Origin of the sequence: Pseudomonas sp. PDM32, from assembly GCF_019219225.1 — a bacterium.
Classification (GTDB): Bacteria; Pseudomonadota; Gammaproteobacteria; order Pseudomonadales; family Pseudomonadaceae; genus Aquipseudomonas; species Aquipseudomonas laurylsulfatiphila.
This window is the reverse complement of sequence record NZ_JAHUWE010000007.1, coordinates 200,493-217,420: the sequence shown is the minus strand read 5'-3', so window position 1 is coordinate 217,420 and position 16,928 is coordinate 200,493. Positions and strand designations below refer to the sequence as shown.

General features: G+C 60.8%; 15 protein-coding genes. 7 read left to right on the top strand and 8 right to left on the bottom strand.

Features of this window, described 5'->3' with window-relative positions:
• Together parC and KW846_RS15430 are read left to right on the top strand one after the other, a co-directional pair.
• Entirely contained in the window at positions 1 to 2,268 is a 2,268-nt protein-coding gene (gene parC / locus KW846_RS15435) for a DNA topoisomerase IV subunit A (RefSeq protein WP_218483199.1), read from the top strand.
• Between the two features lie 443 nt (positions 2,269 to 2,711).
• Complete coding sequence (locus tag KW846_RS15430) at positions 2,712 to 3,425, top strand: membrane integrity-associated transporter subunit PqiC (RefSeq protein WP_218483197.1); 714 nt, start codon at positions 2,712 to 2,714, stop codon at positions 3,423 to 3,425.
• A gap of 259 nt (positions 3,426 to 3,684) precedes the next feature.
• Here the strand turns inward: KW846_RS15430 and KW846_RS15425 are convergent, their stop codons facing one another.
• Entirely contained in the window at positions 3,685 to 5,202 is a 1,518-nt protein-coding gene (locus KW846_RS15425; protein WP_218483195.1) for an AhpA/YtjB family protein, read from the bottom strand.
• A gap of 135 nt (positions 5,203 to 5,337) precedes the next feature.
• Between KW846_RS15425 and serB the strand changes: the two genes are divergently transcribed.
• Complete coding sequence (gene serB, locus KW846_RS15420; RefSeq protein ID WP_102673167.1) at positions 5,338 to 6,552, top strand: phosphoserine phosphatase SerB; 1,215 nt, start codon at positions 5,338 to 5,340, stop codon at positions 6,550 to 6,552.
• 105 nt (positions 6,553 to 6,657) lie between these two features.
• On the opposite strand, the gene asd is transcribed toward serB, so the two are convergent.
• The 3 genes from asd to KW846_RS15405 are packed head-to-tail and all read right to left on the bottom strand — an operon-like array spanning position 6,658 to position 9,933.
• Entirely contained in the window at positions 6,658 to 7,518 is an 861-nt protein-coding gene (asd, locus tag KW846_RS15415; protein WP_104451570.1) for an archaetidylserine decarboxylase, read from the bottom strand.
• Between the two features lie 9 nt (positions 7,519 to 7,527).
• Positions 7,528 to 8,352, bottom strand: a complete 825-nt coding sequence (locus KW846_RS15410; protein WP_218483193.1) for a rhodanese-like domain-containing protein — start codon at positions 8,350 to 8,352, stop codon at positions 7,528 to 7,530.
• A gap of 42 nt (positions 8,353 to 8,394) precedes the next feature.
• Positions 8,395 to 9,933 (bottom strand): HDOD domain-containing protein, encoded by a 1,539-nt coding sequence (locus KW846_RS15405; RefSeq protein WP_218483191.1) that lies wholly within the window; start codon positions 9,931 to 9,933, stop codon positions 8,395 to 8,397.
• A gap of 167 nt (positions 9,934 to 10,100) precedes the next feature.
• On the opposite strand from KW846_RS15405, the gene motA reads away from it, so the two are divergent.
• Both motA and motB read left to right on the top strand, forming a co-directional pair.
• Entirely contained in the window at positions 10,101 to 10,952 is an 852-nt protein-coding gene (motA, locus tag KW846_RS15400; protein WP_015093220.1) for a flagellar motor stator protein MotA, read from the top strand.
• Between the two features lie 3 nt (positions 10,953 to 10,955).
• A complete protein-coding gene (gene motB, locus KW846_RS15395; RefSeq protein WP_218483189.1) occupies positions 10,956 to 12,002 on the top strand; it encodes a flagellar motor protein MotB in 1,047 nt (348 codons plus the stop codon).
• A 372-nt stretch (positions 12,003 to 12,374) separates the two neighbouring features.
• Here the strand turns inward: motB and KW846_RS15390 are convergent, their stop codons facing one another.
• From KW846_RS15390 to rsgA, 4 genes are all read right to left on the bottom strand, one after another.
• Positions 12,375 to 12,866: a toll/interleukin-1 receptor domain-containing protein gene (locus KW846_RS15390; protein ID WP_116580711.1), complete on the bottom strand. Its 492-nt coding sequence runs from the start codon at positions 12,864 to 12,866 to the stop codon at positions 12,375 to 12,377.
• Entirely contained in the window at positions 12,866 to 13,825 is a 960-nt protein-coding gene (locus tag KW846_RS15385; protein WP_218483187.1) for a caspase family protein, read from the bottom strand. The genes KW846_RS15390 and KW846_RS15385 overlap by 1 nt, the downstream gene beginning before the upstream one ends.
• Positions 13,826 to 13,827: 2 nt before the next feature.
• Entirely contained in the window at positions 13,828 to 14,235 is a 408-nt protein-coding gene (locus tag KW846_RS15380; RefSeq protein ID WP_007978807.1) for a TIR domain-containing protein, read from the bottom strand.
• A 198-nt stretch (positions 14,236 to 14,433) separates the two neighbouring features.
• Entirely contained in the window at positions 14,434 to 15,465 is a 1,032-nt protein-coding gene (rsgA, locus tag KW846_RS15375) for a small ribosomal subunit biogenesis GTPase RsgA (RefSeq protein ID WP_007978809.1), read from the bottom strand.
• A 106-nt stretch (positions 15,466 to 15,571) separates the two neighbouring features.
• On the opposite strand from rsgA, the gene orn reads away from it, so the two are divergent.
• On the top strand, positions 15,572 to 16,114 hold the full coding sequence (gene orn, locus KW846_RS15370; protein ID WP_007995036.1) for an oligoribonuclease: 543 nt from the start codon (positions 15,572 to 15,574) through the stop codon (positions 16,112 to 16,114).
• Positions 16,115 to 16,263: 149 nt separating this feature from the next.
• Positions 16,264 to 16,875 carry a trimeric intracellular cation channel family protein gene (locus tag KW846_RS15365; RefSeq protein WP_218483185.1) on the top strand — a complete coding sequence of 204 codons (612 nt, stop codon included), beginning with the start codon at positions 16,264 to 16,266 and terminating at the stop codon, positions 16,873 to 16,875.
• The last annotated feature ends 53 nt before the right edge of the window (positions 16,876 to 16,928 follow it).

Here is a 16,928-nt window from a genome sequence, read left to right as displayed (position 1 = left end):
ATGAGCGACTCCCTTGATCTCAGCCTGGACGGTGTAGAACGCCGGTCACTGGCTGACTTCACCGAAAATGCCTACCTCAACTACTCCATGTACGTGATCATGGACCGTGCCCTGCCGCATATCGGCGACGGTCTGAAACCGGTACAGCGGCGTATCGTCTACGCCATGAGCGAGCTGGGGCTGGACGCCGATTCCAAGCACAAGAAATCGGCGCGTACCGTCGGTGACGTGCTCGGTAAATTCCACCCCCACGGCGATTCGGCCTGCTACGAAGCCATGGTTCTGATGGCCCAGCCGTTCAGCTATCGCTACACGCTGGTCGACGGCCAGGGCAACTGGGGTGCGCCGGATGATCCCAAGTCCTTCGCCGCCATGCGTTACACCGAAGCGCGGCTGTCGCGTTATTCCGAAGTGCTGCTCAGTGAGCTGGGCCAGGGCACGGCGGACTGGGGGCCGAACTTCGACGGCACGCTGGACGAGCCGCTGGTCCTGCCGGCTCGTTTGCCGAACATCCTGCTCAACGGCACCACCGGCATCGCCGTGGGCATGGCCACCGACGTGCCGCCGCACAACCTGCGCGAAGTCGCCACGGCGTGCGTGCGTTTGCTCGATGAGCCCAAGGCCACGGTCGAACAGCTCTGCGAGCATATCCAGGGCCCGGATTACCCGACCGAAGCGGAAATCATCACCCCGCGCGCCGACCTGCTGAAAATCTACGAAACCGGTCGCGGTTCGGTGCGCATGCGTGCCGTGTATCACATCGAAGACGGCGACATCATCGTCACCGCGTTGCCACATCAGGTCTCGGGCGCCAAGGTGCTGGAACAGATCGCCGCGATGATGCAGGCCAAGCCGTCCAAGGCCCCGCAAATCGCCGACCTGCGCGACGAATCCGACCATGAAAACCCGTGCCGGATCGTGATCATTCCGGGGGCGCGGAAAAACTTCGACCACGATGCGCTGATGCAGCACCTGTTCGCCAGCACCGAGCTGGAGTCGAGCTATCGGGTCAACATCAACATCATCGGCCTGGACGGCAAGCCGCAGCTGAAAAACCTGCGCGCGTTGCTGGTCGAATGGCTGGAGTTCCGGGTGCAGACCGTGCGTCGTCGCCTGCAATTCCGCCTCGACAAGGTCGAGCGTCGCCTGCACCTGTTGGACGGTTTGCTGATTGCCTACCTCAATCTGGATGAAGTGATCCACATCATCCGTACCGAGGAACAGCCACGGGCCAAACTGATTGAACGCTTCGCCCTGAGCGAGATCCAGGCCGACTACATCCTCGACACCCGTTTGCGTCAGTTGGCGCGACTGGAAGAGATGAAGCTGCGTGCCGAGCAGGATGAATTGCTCAAGGAACAAGCCAAGCTGCAAGCCCTGCTGAGCAGCGAAGCCAAGCTGAAAAAGCTGGTGCGCACCGAGCTGATCAAGGACGCCGAAACCTACGGCGACGACCGCCGGTCGCCTATCGTCGAGCGCGCCGAAGCCAAGGCCCTGACCGAGCACGATCTGCTGCCGAACGAGAAAGTGACGGTCGTATTGTCGGAAAAAGGCTGGATTCGTTCCGCCAAAGGCCACGAGATCGATGCCACCGGGCTTTCCTACAAGGCCGGGGACGGTTTCAAGGCGTTGGCCACCGGGCGCTCCAACCAGTTTGCCGTGTTTATCGACTCCACCGGCCGTAGTTACTCGGTGGCCGCCCATACCTTGCCGTCGGCCCGTGGCCAGGGCGAACCGCTGACCGGTCGCCTCACACCGCCACCGGGAGCGAGTTTCGAATGCGTGCTGATGCCCGAAGACGACGCGTTGTACGTGATCGCCTCCGACGCCGGCTACGGTTTCGTGGTCAAGGGCGAGGACCTGCAAGCCAAGAACAAGGCGGGCAAGGCCCTGTTGAGCCTGCCGAACAACGCCAAGGTCATGCTGCCACGCCCTGTGGCCGATCGTGAGCAGAACTGGCTGGCGTCGGTGACGACCGAAGGTCGCCTGTTGATCTTCAAAATCAGCGACCTGCCACAATTAGGAAAAGGCAAAGGCAACAAGATCATCGGGATTCCCGGTGAGCGAGTGGCCAGTCGCGAAGAGTATGTGACGGACATCGCCGTATTACCGGACGGTGCAACACTGGTGTTGCAGGCCGGGAAACGTACCTTGTCACTGAAAGCGGACGACCTCGAACACTACAAGGGTGAACGTGGCCGTCGCGGCAACAAGCTGCCGCGTGGCTTCCAGCGGGTAGATGCGCTGCTCGTCGAAAACCTCAATTAGGCGACATAGGGGGCGTTCTCGACTAGTTTCACCACCGCGCCGGGCCTGCTGTTGAGCAGGGTAAGGCGCGAGAAGCGAAGTTTGGTCATTCCAAATAAGCTTCGAGCAACACAGCCCTGCTCAACAGCAGGCCCGGCCCTTCGGGTTGTGCCTTAAAACGGGCCAGGCTGCGTTGGAGGCCTTGGAAAGGGAGCAACCATTACCAGCGGCCTCCGCCTTGCCTGGCCCGTTTTAAGGCGACAACGCGGTGGTGAAACTAGGCGAGAACACCCCCTGGAAGCGCCGAACTACGATTTAACCCGTAGTTCGGCGCTTTGCGCTGGAGTCGGAACGAATATTCACGGATGATATGGCCTTTCAAGCGCCGGCACTGCCGCGCGTTCTTCATATTTGTTGAGTATTTTCACTGTGATCAGCCTTTTAGCGATCACCTGGATGGGACGATGACTGCTCTGCGCCTTCCTTTTATTCTTATGCTCGCCGGCATTCTTGGCCTGGCGGGTTGCAGCGTTCACCAACCGGTGTCGTTGTATCAGCTGGACGCTGGAACCCCGGTTCAGCCTGCACAGAACGCGGGCATGGCGGTATTGTTGGGCCCGGTTACCGTGGCCGACTACCTGCAGCGCGAAACCCTGTTGCAGCGTCAGCCGGATGGCAGCTTGCAAGCATCGACCGACGGTCGTTGGGCCGGCAGCCTTTCGTCGGATATCGATCAGTTGCTGCTGCGTCAGGTCGCAGGTCACCTGGACAGCCAGCGCGTAGTGCTGGCCCCGGCAACATTGGGGTTCACCCCGGACGTTCAGGTGCTGCTGACCATCACGCGCCTGGATTCGGGTGCAAAACAACCGGCGATCCTTGATGCGCAATGGCGCCTGATCGACCGTCGCGGGCAGGTCCGTGATAACCGCATCATCCATTTGCAGGAACAGCATGCCGGTAGTACGGCGGCTCAGGTCCAGGCACAGGGCGTGTTGTTGCAACGCCTGGCCGAGGAATTGTCGGTGGCGCTCAAGCCGCTGGCCAATCAGCCGCCGATCGCCGAAGCCCCGCGTAAAGCGCCAGCCAAGGCGGCTGCACCTGCGGTAGAACAGGAAAAGCAGCCGAAGATCCCGATGGCTGCGCCTATTCGCACGGATATGGAAGTGTTCCGCTTCTAAGCCTGAACTGAAGCTGCTTCCCCTATAAAGCCCGCCTTGTGCGGGCTTTGTTGTTTCTGCAGGCTGGTGATCTTTAGTGTGGTTGGTGGCCTCATCGCGAGCAGCTCGCTCCCACAGGGGATCTTCAGTGAGCACTCCGTTGTGGTAAACCCTGATCAATTGTGGGAGCGAGCCTGCTCGCGAAGGCGTAGGTGCAGACAACAAAAAAGCCCGCAGACGATCACTCATCTGCGGGCTTCATCGTGGTCAGGCCTAAGGTTTAAGCCCGGCGTTCGTGCATCCGCGCCAGTTGCCGTTCAAGCATCGATGGATACGGCTCCATCAACCGCTCTACGCAGCATGCACCTTCAGGACTGGCAATCGGGCGGATCCGTGCGCGCTGACGGATCAAGGCGTCATCGCTGATCCTGCGTTCCACCAGCAGCAGATTGCGACTGTGCTGCGACAGGGCCAGGGCGTCCTGGGCCGGGTCGGTCAGCAACAGGTCGATCTGGCTCAGACCGAACAGTTCGTCGCCCAGAGTCAGGCCCAACTGCAACTGCAGGGTGATGCCGCTGTCCGCGACTTCGATCTGCAGTTGGTGGCCCAGGGCCCGCAGCAGCTCGCCACAGCAAATGGCATTGGTCAGGTAATCGTCGCCGCTGTCTTCGGTGTGGAACAGCATCAACGTGCTGCCATCGTTCAAAGTCTCCACTTCGCCTTGATACAGCGATGCGGCCTGGTCGAGGCAGTCGCGATAGCGCTCCAGCAGTTCTTCAAGGCGCGCCCGCGGCAGGCGTCGCAGTTGCTCCTGAGAGCCCAGTTGTACCGCCAGTACCGCACTGTGTTGCGGCACGCTCGGCGTGGCCTTGCGAATTACCGGTTGCGGGGTGGTGTCCAGCGATTCGTCGCGCAGATCGGCGAACGGGTCTTCGTCATCGTCGTCTTCGACGGTGCTGACGATCTGACGTGGCGCCGGCTTGAGCGCCGCTACCGGGCGGCTCTCGTCGAAACTCGGATCGCGCAGGTTGCGGACTTCGAAGGCCGGGTCGGCCTCGTCATCGACGTCGTCGAATTCCGGTTCCGGTTCCGGCACAGGGGCGGGCTCCGGGGCGAAGTTGGCGTGCAGCTGACGCGCCAGGTCACCGATTTCGTCCTGGCGGTCGGTGGCCGGGGTGTATTCATCGATATTGCGCAGCCACACCCGCAATTGCAGCAGGGGTGTTGAGAGATACCTCCCCATGCGCAGGCTCAGGGCCAGGGACAGGGCCAGCAGGATGGCGCTGAGGATGCCCATGCTTTGCAGGCTGATGGTCATCGGCTGCTGGAACTGGTCCATGTCCAGACTGATGCGCAATTGTCCGGCGGTCACGTCCTGGAAGGTGATCTTGCTCTGGTACATGCCTTCGGCCTCGCCCAGCAGGCCATGCTTGGGACGCTGGCCGGATTCGGCAAGGATGCGGTTGTCCGGACTGTAGATGGCGGCGTGGGCCACCAGCTTGTTCTTGGTCAGGTTATTGAGCAGCACATTGAGGCTGAGGATGTCGTTGGACACCAACAGCTCCGTGGCCGAAGTGGCCGTCTGCGTGGTCAGGCTTTCGCCCAGCGCATCCGCCTGCTCGTGCATGGCCTGCTTGAACTGCAGGCCCATCACACCGGCATAGATGACCAGGGCCAGGGCGACCAGGATCACGTTATGGCTGGCGATGCGCAATGCAATCGGTACACGGCGGTGGCGCAGTGCCCGGAAGATCAGCAGGAAGAAATTATCGGTTTTTACTGGCGTGGGCCGGTTCACTTGAGCTCGGCTCTTTTGTCCGTGAAGTTGACGCGCAGTATAGCGACAGGCCCTAGACCGTCAAAGCGCTCACGGTGCCCGATGGTCACTGAAAGTGGGTAGAATGCGGTTTTTTTCCACCTGCGGGGGTGCGCCTTGCGCGAAATCGTCCTGATAAACATCACGGGAGTCGACCGTCCGGGTCTGACTGCGGCCATTACCGGCGTTCTGGCCCAGGGTGGTGTGAACATTCTCGACATCGGTCAGGCGGTGATCCACGACACCTTGTCGTTCGGCATCCTGGTTGAAATTCCCGACACCGAGCAAGGCAAGTCCGTGCTCAAGGACATCCTGTTCAAGGGCTACGAGCTCGATCAACAGGTGCGTTTCACGCCGGTGTCCGAACAGGATTACCAGCAGTGGGTCGGCAACCAGGGCAAAAAGCGCCACATCGTGACCCTGTTGACCCGCAAGGTGACAGCCGGTCAGTTGCAGGCCGTGAGTTCGATCACCGCCAAATATGGCCTGAACATTGACCACATCGATCGTCTGTCCGGGCGCATGCCGCTGGACACCCCGGCCGACAAGGGCAAGGGCTGCATCGAGTTTTCCGTGCGTGGCGAGGCGGCTGATCCGCAGGCGCTGCGGGCCGAATTCCTCAGCGTCGCCCAGGAACTGAACGTCGACATCGCCTTCCAGGAAGATTCGTTGTTCCGTCGTAACCGTCGCCTGGCGGTGTTCGACATGGACTCGACCCTGATCGAAGCCGAAGTGATCGACGAGTTGGCCAAGGCGGCTGGGGTGGGTGACAAGGTTTCGGAAATCACCGAGCGGGCGATGGCCGGCGAGCTGGATTTTCGCGCCAGCTTCAAGGAGCGCCTGGCCTTGCTCAAAGGTCTGGACGTCAATGTGCTGGACTCCATCGGTGCTTCGTTGCGCCTGACCGAAGGGGCGGAAACCCTGTTCGCCGAACTCAAGCGCCTGGGCTACAAGACCGCGATCCTGTCGGGCGGCTTTACCTACTTCGCCAAGCAACTGCAGGCCAAGTTGGGAATCGACTATGTGTTCGCCAACGAACTGGAAGTGGTCGACGGCAAAGTCACCGGCGTAGCGGTCGAGCCGATTGTCGATGCGCAGCGCAAGGCGGATTTGCTGAGGGAGCTGGCGCACAAGGAAGGCTTGCGCCTGGAGCAGACCATTGCGGTCGGTGACGGTGCCAATGACTTGCCGATGCTGGCGATTGCCGGGTTGGGCGTGGCGTTCCGCGCCAAGCCGCTGGTCAAGCAGTCGGCCAAGCAGGCCATTTCGACGCTGGGTCTGGATGGCGTGCTGTACCTGCTGGGCTTCCGCGATCGCGACGGACAGCTCTGATACATGTAGGAGCTGCCGCAGGCTGCGATCTTTTGATCTTGACTTCTTAAGTTCAAAAGATCGCAGCCTGCGGCAGCTCCTACATTATTTGGATCAGCGTATGGATCAGGCTTTTGGTGAACCCATGCCCTGACCCATCTGCACCGCTGTACCGGCAGTCATTTCCTCGGCCCACTTCACCTGATCCGGTCCGAACAGCACGACGGCGGTCGAACCCAGCTTGAAGCGACCCAGTTCCGCACCTTTTTCCAGGTGGATCGGCGCGCGTGCGGCTTCGTCGTAGCGGAAGGTTTTCAGCTCGCGCTTCGGCGGTGTGACCAGGCCGGCCCAGACGGTTTCAATTGAAGCCACGATCATCGCGCCCACCAGCACCACGGCCATCGGCCCGCGCTCGGTGTCGAAAATGCATGCCACGCGCTCGTTGCGAGCGAACAGTTCCGGAACGTTTTCAGCGGTGGTCTGGTTGACCGAGAACAGACGACCCGGGATGTAGACCATCTCGCGCAGGGTGCCGGCCAGCGGCATGTGTACGCGGTGGTAGTCCTTCGGCGACAGGTAGATGGTCGCGAAGTCACCGCCCATGAACGGCGCAGCATTCGCCGCATCGCCACCCAACAGTTCCAGCACACTGAAGCTGTGGCCCTTGGCCTGGAAAATACGACCGTGCTCGATCGGGCCGAGCTGGCTGATCGCGCCGTCGGCCGGGCTGAGGATCGCGCCCGGAGTCTCGTCCAGCGGGCGGGCGCCGTCTTTCAGTGCGCGGGTGAAGAACGCGTTGAAGTGCTCGTAGGCAGTCAGGTCTTCGACCAGCGCCTGGGACATGTCCACCTGATAGCGCTTGGCGAACCAGGCGGTAAAGGCATTCTTGAACCAGCGCACGCGGCATTCGGCGATGCAGCCGGCCAATCGCGATAGCAAGTTGTGGGGCAGCAGGTACTGGCCGAGGAGAAACAGACGCTTGTTCATTAACAGTCCTTAAAAATCTTGAATTTCTACCGGGGTATCGGGATGGTTGCCCCATTCGCCCCAGGAGCCGGCGTAGCCCTTGACCCGCGGATAACCGAGAGCCTTGGCCACCAGATAGGTGAAGCCAGAACGGTGGTGGGTCTGGCAGTGGGTAATCACTTCTTTGTCTTTGCTGATCCCGAGTTGTTCGAGGATCTGCGGCATGTCGGTGCGGATGCGCAGCTGGCGCGACTGATCCATGCCGGCGGTCCATTCGAAATTGACCGCGCCGGGAATGTGCCCGCCCTTGGCCGCCAGGACCTTCTCGCCGGAATACTCCAGCGGTCCGCGTGCGTCCCAGATCGCCAGGTCGGCGGCGCCGAGGCGGCTTTGCAGGTACTCACGGGTGGCGGTGGGTTCGTCGTGCAAGGTCAGTGAAACCGGACCGCCCACGGCTGGCGGGATCTGGATCGACATGGGCAAGCCTTCCGCCAGCCAGGCCGTCAGGCCGCCGTCGACGTAGTGGTACTTGCAGTGGCCGATGACATCCAGCAGCCAGATGAAGCGCCCGGCCCAACCGCCGCCTTCATCGTCATACACGACATAGACCGCATCGGGATTGTGTCCCAGCTCGCCAAACAGCGTTTCGAGCGCTGCCTGCGGGGGCATCAGCCCCGGGGCGGGTGCCTGCCCCAGTTGCGTGCGTTTCGGATCGACAAAACGCGCGCCGGGAATGTGTCCCTCGGCGTAGCGGGCGGGACTGGTCAAGTCCACCAGAATCAGTTCGCGAGCGTCGAGGCGAGGGAGCAAGTCGCTCGGCTCGATCACCAGCGGCAAGCCAGAGAAGTCAGACATGTGAGGTCTCCAGAGCACAAAAGGGAGGATTGTAGCGCAGCCTTATTGGCCACGGTGGCTAAAGCTGTGCAGGGCTTTCTCGATGCACTGCGCGGTTTTACCGAAGGCCTGTACGGAAATTTCCGAAAACGGCCTGCCGCCCTGATCCGCCACGACGATCATGATCACCCGGCCATTGTTGACCAGCGAGCGCAGCAGCAGGTGTTCGCCGCTGAACTGTGAGCGCAGGCTGTTGGGCAACAGGGCCGAGAATTGCGTGTTGTTGGCCGGCGTCAGGCGGGCCTGGGCCTGTTGCGCGAGCAGGCGTTGCAAGACGTTGCTCTGGCTGACCACGAAGTTCAGCCCGGCTGCTTCCTTCGCCAGGCCGGCCGTCTGGTGCACGCGCAGGTTGGCGTGGGTACGGTCGACCATCAGGATCATCACCCGACGCATGCCGCAGGCCACCAGAGCATCGCGGGCGGCAATGGTCAGGTGCATGGCGTTGGTGAACCGACTCGGCTCGACCAGCAATTCGGCGCATTGCTTGCGCCATTTCGCCAGATCTTCGGCGGTGGGTGCCGCGGCCGCCAGCAAACCTGAGTGGACACGGTTCATGCCCCACGGCCAGATCAGCGATTCGGCGGGGTGCCAGAGATCGGGCATGGCGTGATGGCGTGCGCTGTTGGCGGCTTGCTGGTGCAGTTGTTGTTGCACCTCATCCATCGGCATTTGCAGGTAAAGGCTGGTCAGGTACTGCCAGCGTTCACTGTGCGGGCTGTCCCAGGCGTGTTGTGCCGACAGCGCCAGCCCGTTGGCCAGCAGCACCGTATTGGCCGGTTGATTGAGCCAGCGGCGCAGGGTCGGATCGTCATCGAGGCGGTTCTGCTGGCGCAAAGGGTGCTCGCTGTCACGGGCGATGCGCAAGACTTTCACCAGCTCCCGCTGCTCGGTGAGCAACAGGCGATAGCCCTGTTGCACCCAGATCGGCAAGCGCCAGACTTCCACCAGCGCCTGGCCGATGTCGAGCAAGCGTACGCCAAACAATTGCTTTTCGACTTTACGTGCCGACTCACCTTTATGGATGACCCGCAGCTCCCAGTCCTCGAGCAGTTCCGGATGGGTTAGCGCCAAAGGCCACAGGGGCGAAAGAAACAGCAAGCTGCCCCAGTGGATGTCCTGCCACAGGCGGGCCAGGCGACTGGCAAAAAAACCATTGGCCTGTTGCGTGGCGTGCTGGCTGATCATCTGCAGCTGACGCAAGGCTTTGGGGATTTCGGACTGGGGTTTGGCGGGCAGGCGCGCGAGCAATTCTTCGGTGCGTTTGAGGCCGAGGCGATTGATCGCAACCTCAAGGTTTTCCGCCGGCTCGGTCATGCCGCCGTGGGTGTGCCGGTTGGCTTCGCGAATCACGCTCAAGGCCAGGGCGGGGCTGCCTTGCATGAGGTCGGCGATATCGCGCAGCGAGCTGCGATTGTCGCGGATGGCCTTGCAGACCCGGTCGTGGCTGGCTTGCGGAACCGGCAGGCGTACGCCATCGAGCAGCTTGACCCAGCCTTCGAGCGTCGTCGGTTTTGGTGTTGGAACGTTCGTTTCGTTAACCATGGTGGGAGGCGATCATCGTCAACAATACCTGTGCCCGGAAGGGGTCAAATTAGCTTTTCGCCTGAACTGGCTATAGTCTGGCGCAGTTTTGCCGATAAGTAGAAGAAGAGATTTTTTAACTTCCGAATATGACCTTGAACCCGACTCAGTAAGTGCTCTCCTAACCTATGGCTAAAATTATCGGCATCATCGTCGTATTCGCGAGCGTGCTCGGCGGATACGTGCTTTCCCACGGCAAGATTGCCGCACTGATCCAGCCTTTCGAGGTCATGATCATCGGCGGTGCGGCCCTAGGCGCCTTCTTGCAGGCCAACCCCGGCTACATGACGATGCACGTGCTCAAGAAGTCCCTGAGCATGTTCAGTTCGCGTTTCAACCACGCCTTTTACCTTGAAGTGCTGGGCCTGATCTACGAGATCCTCAACAAGAGCCGCCGCGAAGGCATGATGGCCATCGAAGGCGACATCGAAGATGCCGCCGCGAGCCCGATCTTCGCCAAGTACCCGACGGTCCTCAAGGACGAGCGCATGACCGCGTTCATCTGTGATTACCTGCGCATCATGTCCTCCGGCAACATGGCCCCGCACGAGCTGGAAGGCCTGTTCGACATGGAGCTGTTCAGCCTCAAGGAAGACCTGGAACACCCATCCCACGCAGTCAACGGCATCGCCGACGCCATGCCCGGTTTCGGTATCGTCGCGGCGGTACTGGGTATCGTGGTGACCATGGCCTCGCTGGGTGAGGGCGACCAGAAGTCCATCGGCCTGCACGTCGGTGCGGCACTGGTCGGTACCTTCTTCGGTATTCTCGCCGCCTATGGCTTCTTTGGCCCGCTGGCCCACTCCCTGGCCCACGATGCCAAGGAGGAGCTGAACGTCTACGAAGCCATCAAGGCCTCGCTGGTGGCTTCGGCTTCCGGCATGCCGCCATCGCTGGCCGTAGAGTTCGGACGCAAGGTCCTGTACCCGGCGCACCGTCCAAGCTTCGCCGAGCTGGAACAAGCGGTTCGCGGTCGTTAAGTTATGGAAAATAATCAGCCGATAATCATCAAGCGCGTCAAGCGCATCGCCGGCGGGCATCACGGGGGCGCGTGGAAAATCGCCTTCGCCGACTTCGCCACGGCGATGATGGCGTTCTTCCTGGTGTTGTGGCTGCTGTCCACCGCCACGCCGGAACAGAAGATCGCCATCGCCGGTTACTTCAAGGACCCGATCGGCTTTTCCGAAAGCGGCACGCCGTACATCATCGATCTGGGCGGCACGCCGACCCTGGCGCCGGAAAACACCCTCAACCCCGAGGTGAAGTCCCAGCCGCAGCCGGACAAGGTCACCATCGATACCGACCAGGTCGAAGGCATGGCCGAGCAGGTCGAAAAAGAGCGCCTCGAGTTGTTGCTGCAGGAACTGCAGAACAAGGTCGAAGAAAACCCGCAGATGCAGAAGTTCAAGGACCAGATCCTGTTCGAAATCACTCAGGACGGCCTGCGCATCCAGATCATGGACGCGGAAAACCGCCCGATGTTCGACTCGGGCTCGGCTCGCTTGAAACCGTATTTCGAAGACATCCTGCTGGCCATGGCCGACACCATCAAGGCGGTGCCGAACAAGATCAGCATCAGCGGCCACACCGATGCCAAGCCATACACCGGCACCGGTGATTTCGGTAACTGGGAACTCTCGGCCAACCGTGCCAACGCCGCACGGCGTGCGCTGGTGGCGGGCAGCTATCCGGATGCACAGGTGGCGCGCGTGGTCGGTTATGCCTCGTCGGCGTTGTTCGATCGCGAGCATCCGTTCAACCCGGTCAACCGCCGTATCGACATCGTGGTGCTGACCAAGAAAGCCCAGCGTGCGATCGAAGGCTCGCAAGGCGCGGAGCCTGCTCCCGATGCGCCGCAAGGTTCGGCTGCTCCGGAGGCCACACCGGCTACACCGGTCGATCCAAATGCGTTGCCGGTGGACAAGGAACCGCTGCCGGCTCACGAACTGCGCGAGCGTCTGAACCTGTTTGATGATCCGGCACCGAAAACGGGTGAGCCAGCCAAACCGGCTGGAGCGCCCAAGCAGTGACCGACAAAAAAGCCGACAGTGATGTCGGCTTTTTTGTCTCTGTTGCTGCCCACTTAAGAGAAGGAGCGAACAATAAACAACCTGTGGCGAGGGAGCTTGTCGGATCGCCGCACCGTCCCGTTGGACTGCGCAGCAGTCGCATTTTTAGGGCCGCTTCGCGCCCCAGCGGGAGCAAGCTCCCTCGCCACAGATACAGTGTTAGTCCTTTTCCTTTAGTGAACAGCATTACGATAGTCGCGGCTTTTTTATGTGTGCGACACGACCGGAATGAATGCTGCCGATCATTTTCGTGGTGTCACGAAAATGATCGATAGGCCACAAGGCGAGTACCAAAAGCCGCGACATCACGGTTTTTTTGCCTTTACTGCAGTTTCAGAACCCACGAATGATTCGCGTCTTGAGCTCGGCATGAAAGCGATCCGCATTGGACTTGTTCACGCTGCGCACCGACTCGCTGCCGGTCACCGATTCCAGTGACATCGAGCGCTTGAGCGTCGCTTCGTTGCGATAGGCATCGATAAAGAACTCGATGTCCCGGTCGCTGGTCAGCTTCGGCCATTTGTCCAGGTACAGCGGCAGCTCGGTCGGGCCGGTCTTGAACGAGCAGATGCGTCGGTGGGTGATGGTCGCCTCGCCGATTTCGAACGGCACCCACCAGGACAGCGCGGTTTTCTCCGAGACCACCGCCAGCAAGTGCGTGCATTCACTGATATTGCGGGTAATCACCCCGGTGATGTCGTCGGTGGTCTGGGATTCGGCATCCAGCACATCGAGGTAGGTCTTGATGTTGGCCTGGATCAGGCGCGCATTGATCTTGACCGCGTGGGCGCGGTCCATGTGGCGGTAGCTGATAAACACTGGCATCAGAAATGTCCCTTGATCGCGAGTTCGCGGTAATAGGCGCCGAGGGCGGTGAGGCGGCAGCCGGTGGAGTGGATGGCGGCGTAGTACATATGCTCGGCGTCCACCGGTTCGACCAGGCTGTGGCGGTTGCACTTTTGCAACTGGGCGAAGACGTCGCCGTGCTCCGGGTTGAATTCAGGCTCGGTGGGTTCAAAGCTGGGGGCGAGGGGGTACACCGACTCCGCTTCGGCAAACCATTCGGGGAGTTTGCGCAGGATCTCCTTGGGGATCAGTGGCGACACTTCGCGCAGGGAAATGAACTGCGAGACGTTGGTCTTGAACACCGGGCGCTGTTCCCAGGCATCGAGGGCGTTGTCGACAAACGAATAGAGGCTGCCGGGTGTGATCTTGCCCAGGATGTTTGCTGCTCCGCCATGCAGGGCCTGGAGCAATAGTCCGGTGAATACGCCGTGTTGCCCGCCCTCCATCGCCGGCTCTTCCTTTTTGCAGGCGGTCAGAATGGTCATGCCTTCGCCGACCACGCTACCCTCACTGCGCAAGGCGCGCAGTTCGCCGGCCGAGCCGCTCTGGCAGCAATCAAGGATGATCACTTTGTTTTTGATCTTCGTGGCCTTGCCCGCCCAGTTGAGAATGTCGCTGAGGCGTATCCCGTCCTTGGCGCTCTTGTAATCCTGCGGGATCAACATGCCTTCGTCGGTGTCGGTGTCGAAGCTGCCGTGGCCGGCGAAATACAGCAGCGCGACATTGCAGTCCCCGGAAAACAGTTCGCGGATCTGGTCTTCGAGCTTTTCCCGGCTCAGGTAGTCCTCGGCGGAGGTCAGCACGATGTTCTTGAAGTTCGGATCGCCATTGGCGTCGGTCTTCAGCACGGAAGCCATGGCCATGGCGTCATTGCTGCAACCGCTCAGCCGCGAAACGTGGGTGTAGTCGTTGATGCCGATAAACAGTCCCTTGCGCATGGTTACACCGCCGTATGCTGGCGAATGGCGCTGATGATGCTATTGGTGTTCCAGGCACACTCGGCATGTGCCGCCTCACGTACCACCGTGGAAATCCGCTCGGCGCCGAACGGTTTGATCGCAATGATCACCTTGCCCATGCGCTTGGCGATCTCGATTTCCTTGTTGATCCACTTGCTGTAGGTGGAATACATCCCGGCCATGATCAATACCGCCGAACACGGACGGATCTTGTTTTCGATGGCCTCCTCCAGTTGTTTGTCGGTTTTCGCGCCGACAATCGGGTTGTCCGGTGGCACCGAAAAATTCTTGTAGGTGAAACCGGGCTTGGCGTTGAGCAGGCGCACGAGATTGTCGTGGGCGTCGGAGTAGTTCCACGAGTGGCTGATGAACAGATGGTAGGTTTGCATGGGTGTCCCTCGGTGTCGCTGGAGTGCGAAGAGGGTTTGAAACTAGGTGATTACAGGGCGGCTACAAGAGGTCGGCGCGGAAAGAGAAATGCCCTACAAGCGAGCGTGCGCACGTCTTACAGGAAGGTCTGATGTTTAAGCGGGAGAAGATCCAGCCGCCGACCACCCCGTGTAAAGCTGGGCGGTCGGCACGACTGTTTAGTAGCCGTTTTCCGGCAGGCTGGCGATGATCGAGCGGTAGCTGTTCATCCGTTGCTGCTGCACGCGGCCATCTTCAAGGGCCTTGAGCAGGGCGCAACCGGGTTCGCGGTCATGCTTGCAGTCGCGGAAGCGGCAGGTGCCCAGCAGGTCGTTGAACTCGATGAAGCCGGCTTCGACGTCGGCACGGCTGACGTGACCCAGGCCGAATTCGCGGATACCCGGGGAGTCGATCAACTCACCGCCGCCGGGGAAGTGGAACAATCGCGCGGTAGTGGTGGTGTGGGTGCCCTGGCCGGACAGCTCGGACAGCGGGCCGACGCGGGTTTCGACATCCGGCAGCAGGCTGTTGACCAGCGACGACTTGCCGACACCGGACTGGCCGACGAACACGCTGATGCGTCCGTCCAGTTGCGTCTGCAACTGCTCCATACCGTTACCGTGATGCGCCGACACTTCCAGCACCGGGTAACCGAGGGTGCGGTATACGGCGAGCAAGGCATTCAGCGCAGGGGCGTTGTTTTCGTCGATCAAGTCGAATTTGTTCAGCAGCAGCAGCGGCTTGATGCCCGCATGTTCGGCCGCCACCAGGTAGCGGTCGATCAGGTTGGCGTGGGGCTCGGGCAGCGGTGCAAACACGATGACGATCATGTCGACGTTGGCCGCCACCGGCTTGAGCTGACCACGGCTGTCCGGGCGGCACAGCTCGGTGTTGCGCGGCAGTTGCGCCACGATCACGCCGATGCCCTGGTTGCCGGCGCGCCACACCACCTGATCACCGGTCACCAGCGCCGGCAGGTTCGCGCGTAGGTGGCAACGGAACACCTGGCCGGCCAGTTCGCCGTCGCGGGCCTCGACCTCGACCTGCACACCGAAGTGCGCGATCACCAGACCGTGCTGTTCCGGGCCCAGGTCGCCGCCCTCAAGTGCCTCGACAGCCGAGGACTCGCGTTTGGCGGCGCGGGCAGCGCGTTCGCCCTGAATCTTTTCGATGCGCCAGTTTTGGCGGCGATTGAGTTGGCGTTTGGCCATGGGTGTTCCGTATGAAGAATGCAGCGATTAGGTAAAACGGCCGCGAGTTTAGCACGCCCGGCCACCGGCCTAGGCTAAACTGCGCAGCATTGCTTAGGAGCCGAACATGCAAAATCCGCAGAACCTGATCTGGATCGACCTGGAAATGACCGGTCTGAACCCTGATACCGACGTCATCATCGAAATGGCCACCATCGTCACCGATAGTGACCTGAACACCCTGGCCGAAGGCCCGGTGATCGCCATTCACCACAGCGACGAAATCCTCGCCGGCATGGACGAGTGGAACACCCGCCAGCACGGCGGCTCGGGCCTGACCCAGCGCGTGCGCGACAGCCGCATCAGCATGGCCGAAGCCGAAGCCGAAACCATCGCCTTCCTGGAAAAGTGGGTGCCAAAGGGCAAATCGCCGATCTGCGGCAACAGCATCTGCCAGGACCGTCGCTTCCTTTATACCCACATGAAATCCCTGGAAAGCTATTTCCACTACCGCAACCTCGACGTGTCCACGCTCAAAGAGCTGGCGGCGCGCTGGGCACCGGACGTACGCGACAGCTTTAAGAAGGGCAGCACGCACCTGGCCCTGGACGACATCCGCGAATCCATCGCCGAGCTGCAGCATTACCGCAAGCATTTCATCAAGTTCTGACCGGACTCCCCTGTAGGAGCTGCCGCAGGCTGCGATCTTTTGATCTTGATTCTTAAAAGACAGGATCAAAAGATCGCAGCCTGCGGCAGCTCCTACATGGGATTTGTGAAAGTGGGTAGACTGCGCGCCTTTTTGCAAGGATCGCCACCATGTTGCTGATGCTCTACCTGATCGCCATCACCGCCGAAGCCATGACCGGCGCTTTGTCTGCGGGCCGTCGCGGCATGGACTGGTTTGGCGTGGTGCTGATTGCATGCGTCACGGCGTTGGGCGGTGGTTCGGTGCGTGACGTGTTGCTCGGCCACTACCCGCTGACCTGGGTCAAGCACCCGGAATACCTGGTGCTGACCACGGCTGCGGCGATGATTACCGTGTTCACGGCACGCTGGATGCGGCATTTGCGCTCACTGTTTCTGGTGCTCGATGCCATGGGGCTCGTGGCCTTCACCCTGATCGGCTGCATCACCGCCCTGGAAATGGGCCATGGCATGTTGGTCGCGTCGGTCAGTGGTGTGATCACCGGCGTCTTCGGTGGCATCCTGCGGGACATCTTCTGCAACGATATTCCGCTGATCTTCCGGCGTGAGCTGTATGCCAGCGTCTCGTTTGCGGCGGCGTGGTGCTACATGCTCTGTCTGTACCTGAATTTGCCAGGGGAACAGGCGATTCTGATCACCCTGTTCGGCGGTTTCCTGTTGCGCTTGTTGGCGATCCGTTTTCACTGGGAAATGCCAAAATTTGTCTATAACGATGAGTCGTGAGTATTAACGATCAGTGTATACCGAGTGGTAGGTGGTAATTATGTAACGCATTG

What these genes read in the sequence shown, in the direction of transcription:
- asd (WP_104451570.1), bottom strand. Translation starts at nt 7,518, where the DNA reads ATGAACAAGCGTCTGTTTCTCCTCGGCCAGTACCTGCTGCCCCACAAC.
- KW846_RS15380 (WP_007978807.1), bottom strand. Translation starts at nt 14,235, where the DNA reads ATGCAAACCTACCATCTGTTCATCAGCCACTCGTGGAACTACTCCGAC.
- motB (WP_218483189.1), top strand. Translation starts at nt 10,956, where the DNA reads ATGGAAAATAATCAGCCGATAATCATCAAGCGCGTCAAGCGCATCGCC.
- parC (WP_218483199.1), top strand. Translation starts at nt 1, where the DNA reads ATGAGCGACTCCCTTGATCTCAGCCTGGACGGTGTAGAACGCCGGTCA.
- KW846_RS15390 (WP_116580711.1), bottom strand. Translation starts at nt 12,866, where the DNA reads ATGCCAGTGTTTATCAGCTACCGCCACATGGACCGCGCCCACGCGGTC.
- KW846_RS15365 (WP_218483185.1), top strand. Translation starts at nt 16,264, where the DNA reads ATGTTGCTGATGCTCTACCTGATCGCCATCACCGCCGAAGCCATGACC.
- KW846_RS15410 (WP_218483193.1), bottom strand. Translation starts at nt 8,352, where the DNA reads ATGTCTGACTTCTCTGGCTTGCCGCTGGTGATCGAGCCGAGCGACTTG.
- orn (WP_007995036.1), top strand. Translation starts at nt 15,572, where the DNA reads ATGCAAAATCCGCAGAACCTGATCTGGATCGACCTGGAAATGACCGGT.
- rsgA (WP_007978809.1), bottom strand. Translation starts at nt 15,465, where the DNA reads ATGGCCAAACGCCAACTCAATCGCCGCCAAAACTGGCGCATCGAAAAG.
- KW846_RS15430 (WP_218483197.1), top strand. Translation starts at nt 2,712, where the DNA reads ATGACTGCTCTGCGCCTTCCTTTTATTCTTATGCTCGCCGGCATTCTT.
- KW846_RS15405 (WP_218483191.1), bottom strand. Translation starts at nt 9,933, where the DNA reads ATGGTTAACGAAACGAACGTTCCAACACCAAAACCGACGACGCTCGAA.
- KW846_RS15385 (WP_218483187.1), bottom strand. Translation starts at nt 13,825, where the DNA reads ATGCGCAAGGGACTGTTTATCGGCATCAACGACTACACCCACGTTTCG.
- motA (WP_015093220.1), top strand. Translation starts at nt 10,101, where the DNA reads ATGGCTAAAATTATCGGCATCATCGTCGTATTCGCGAGCGTGCTCGGC.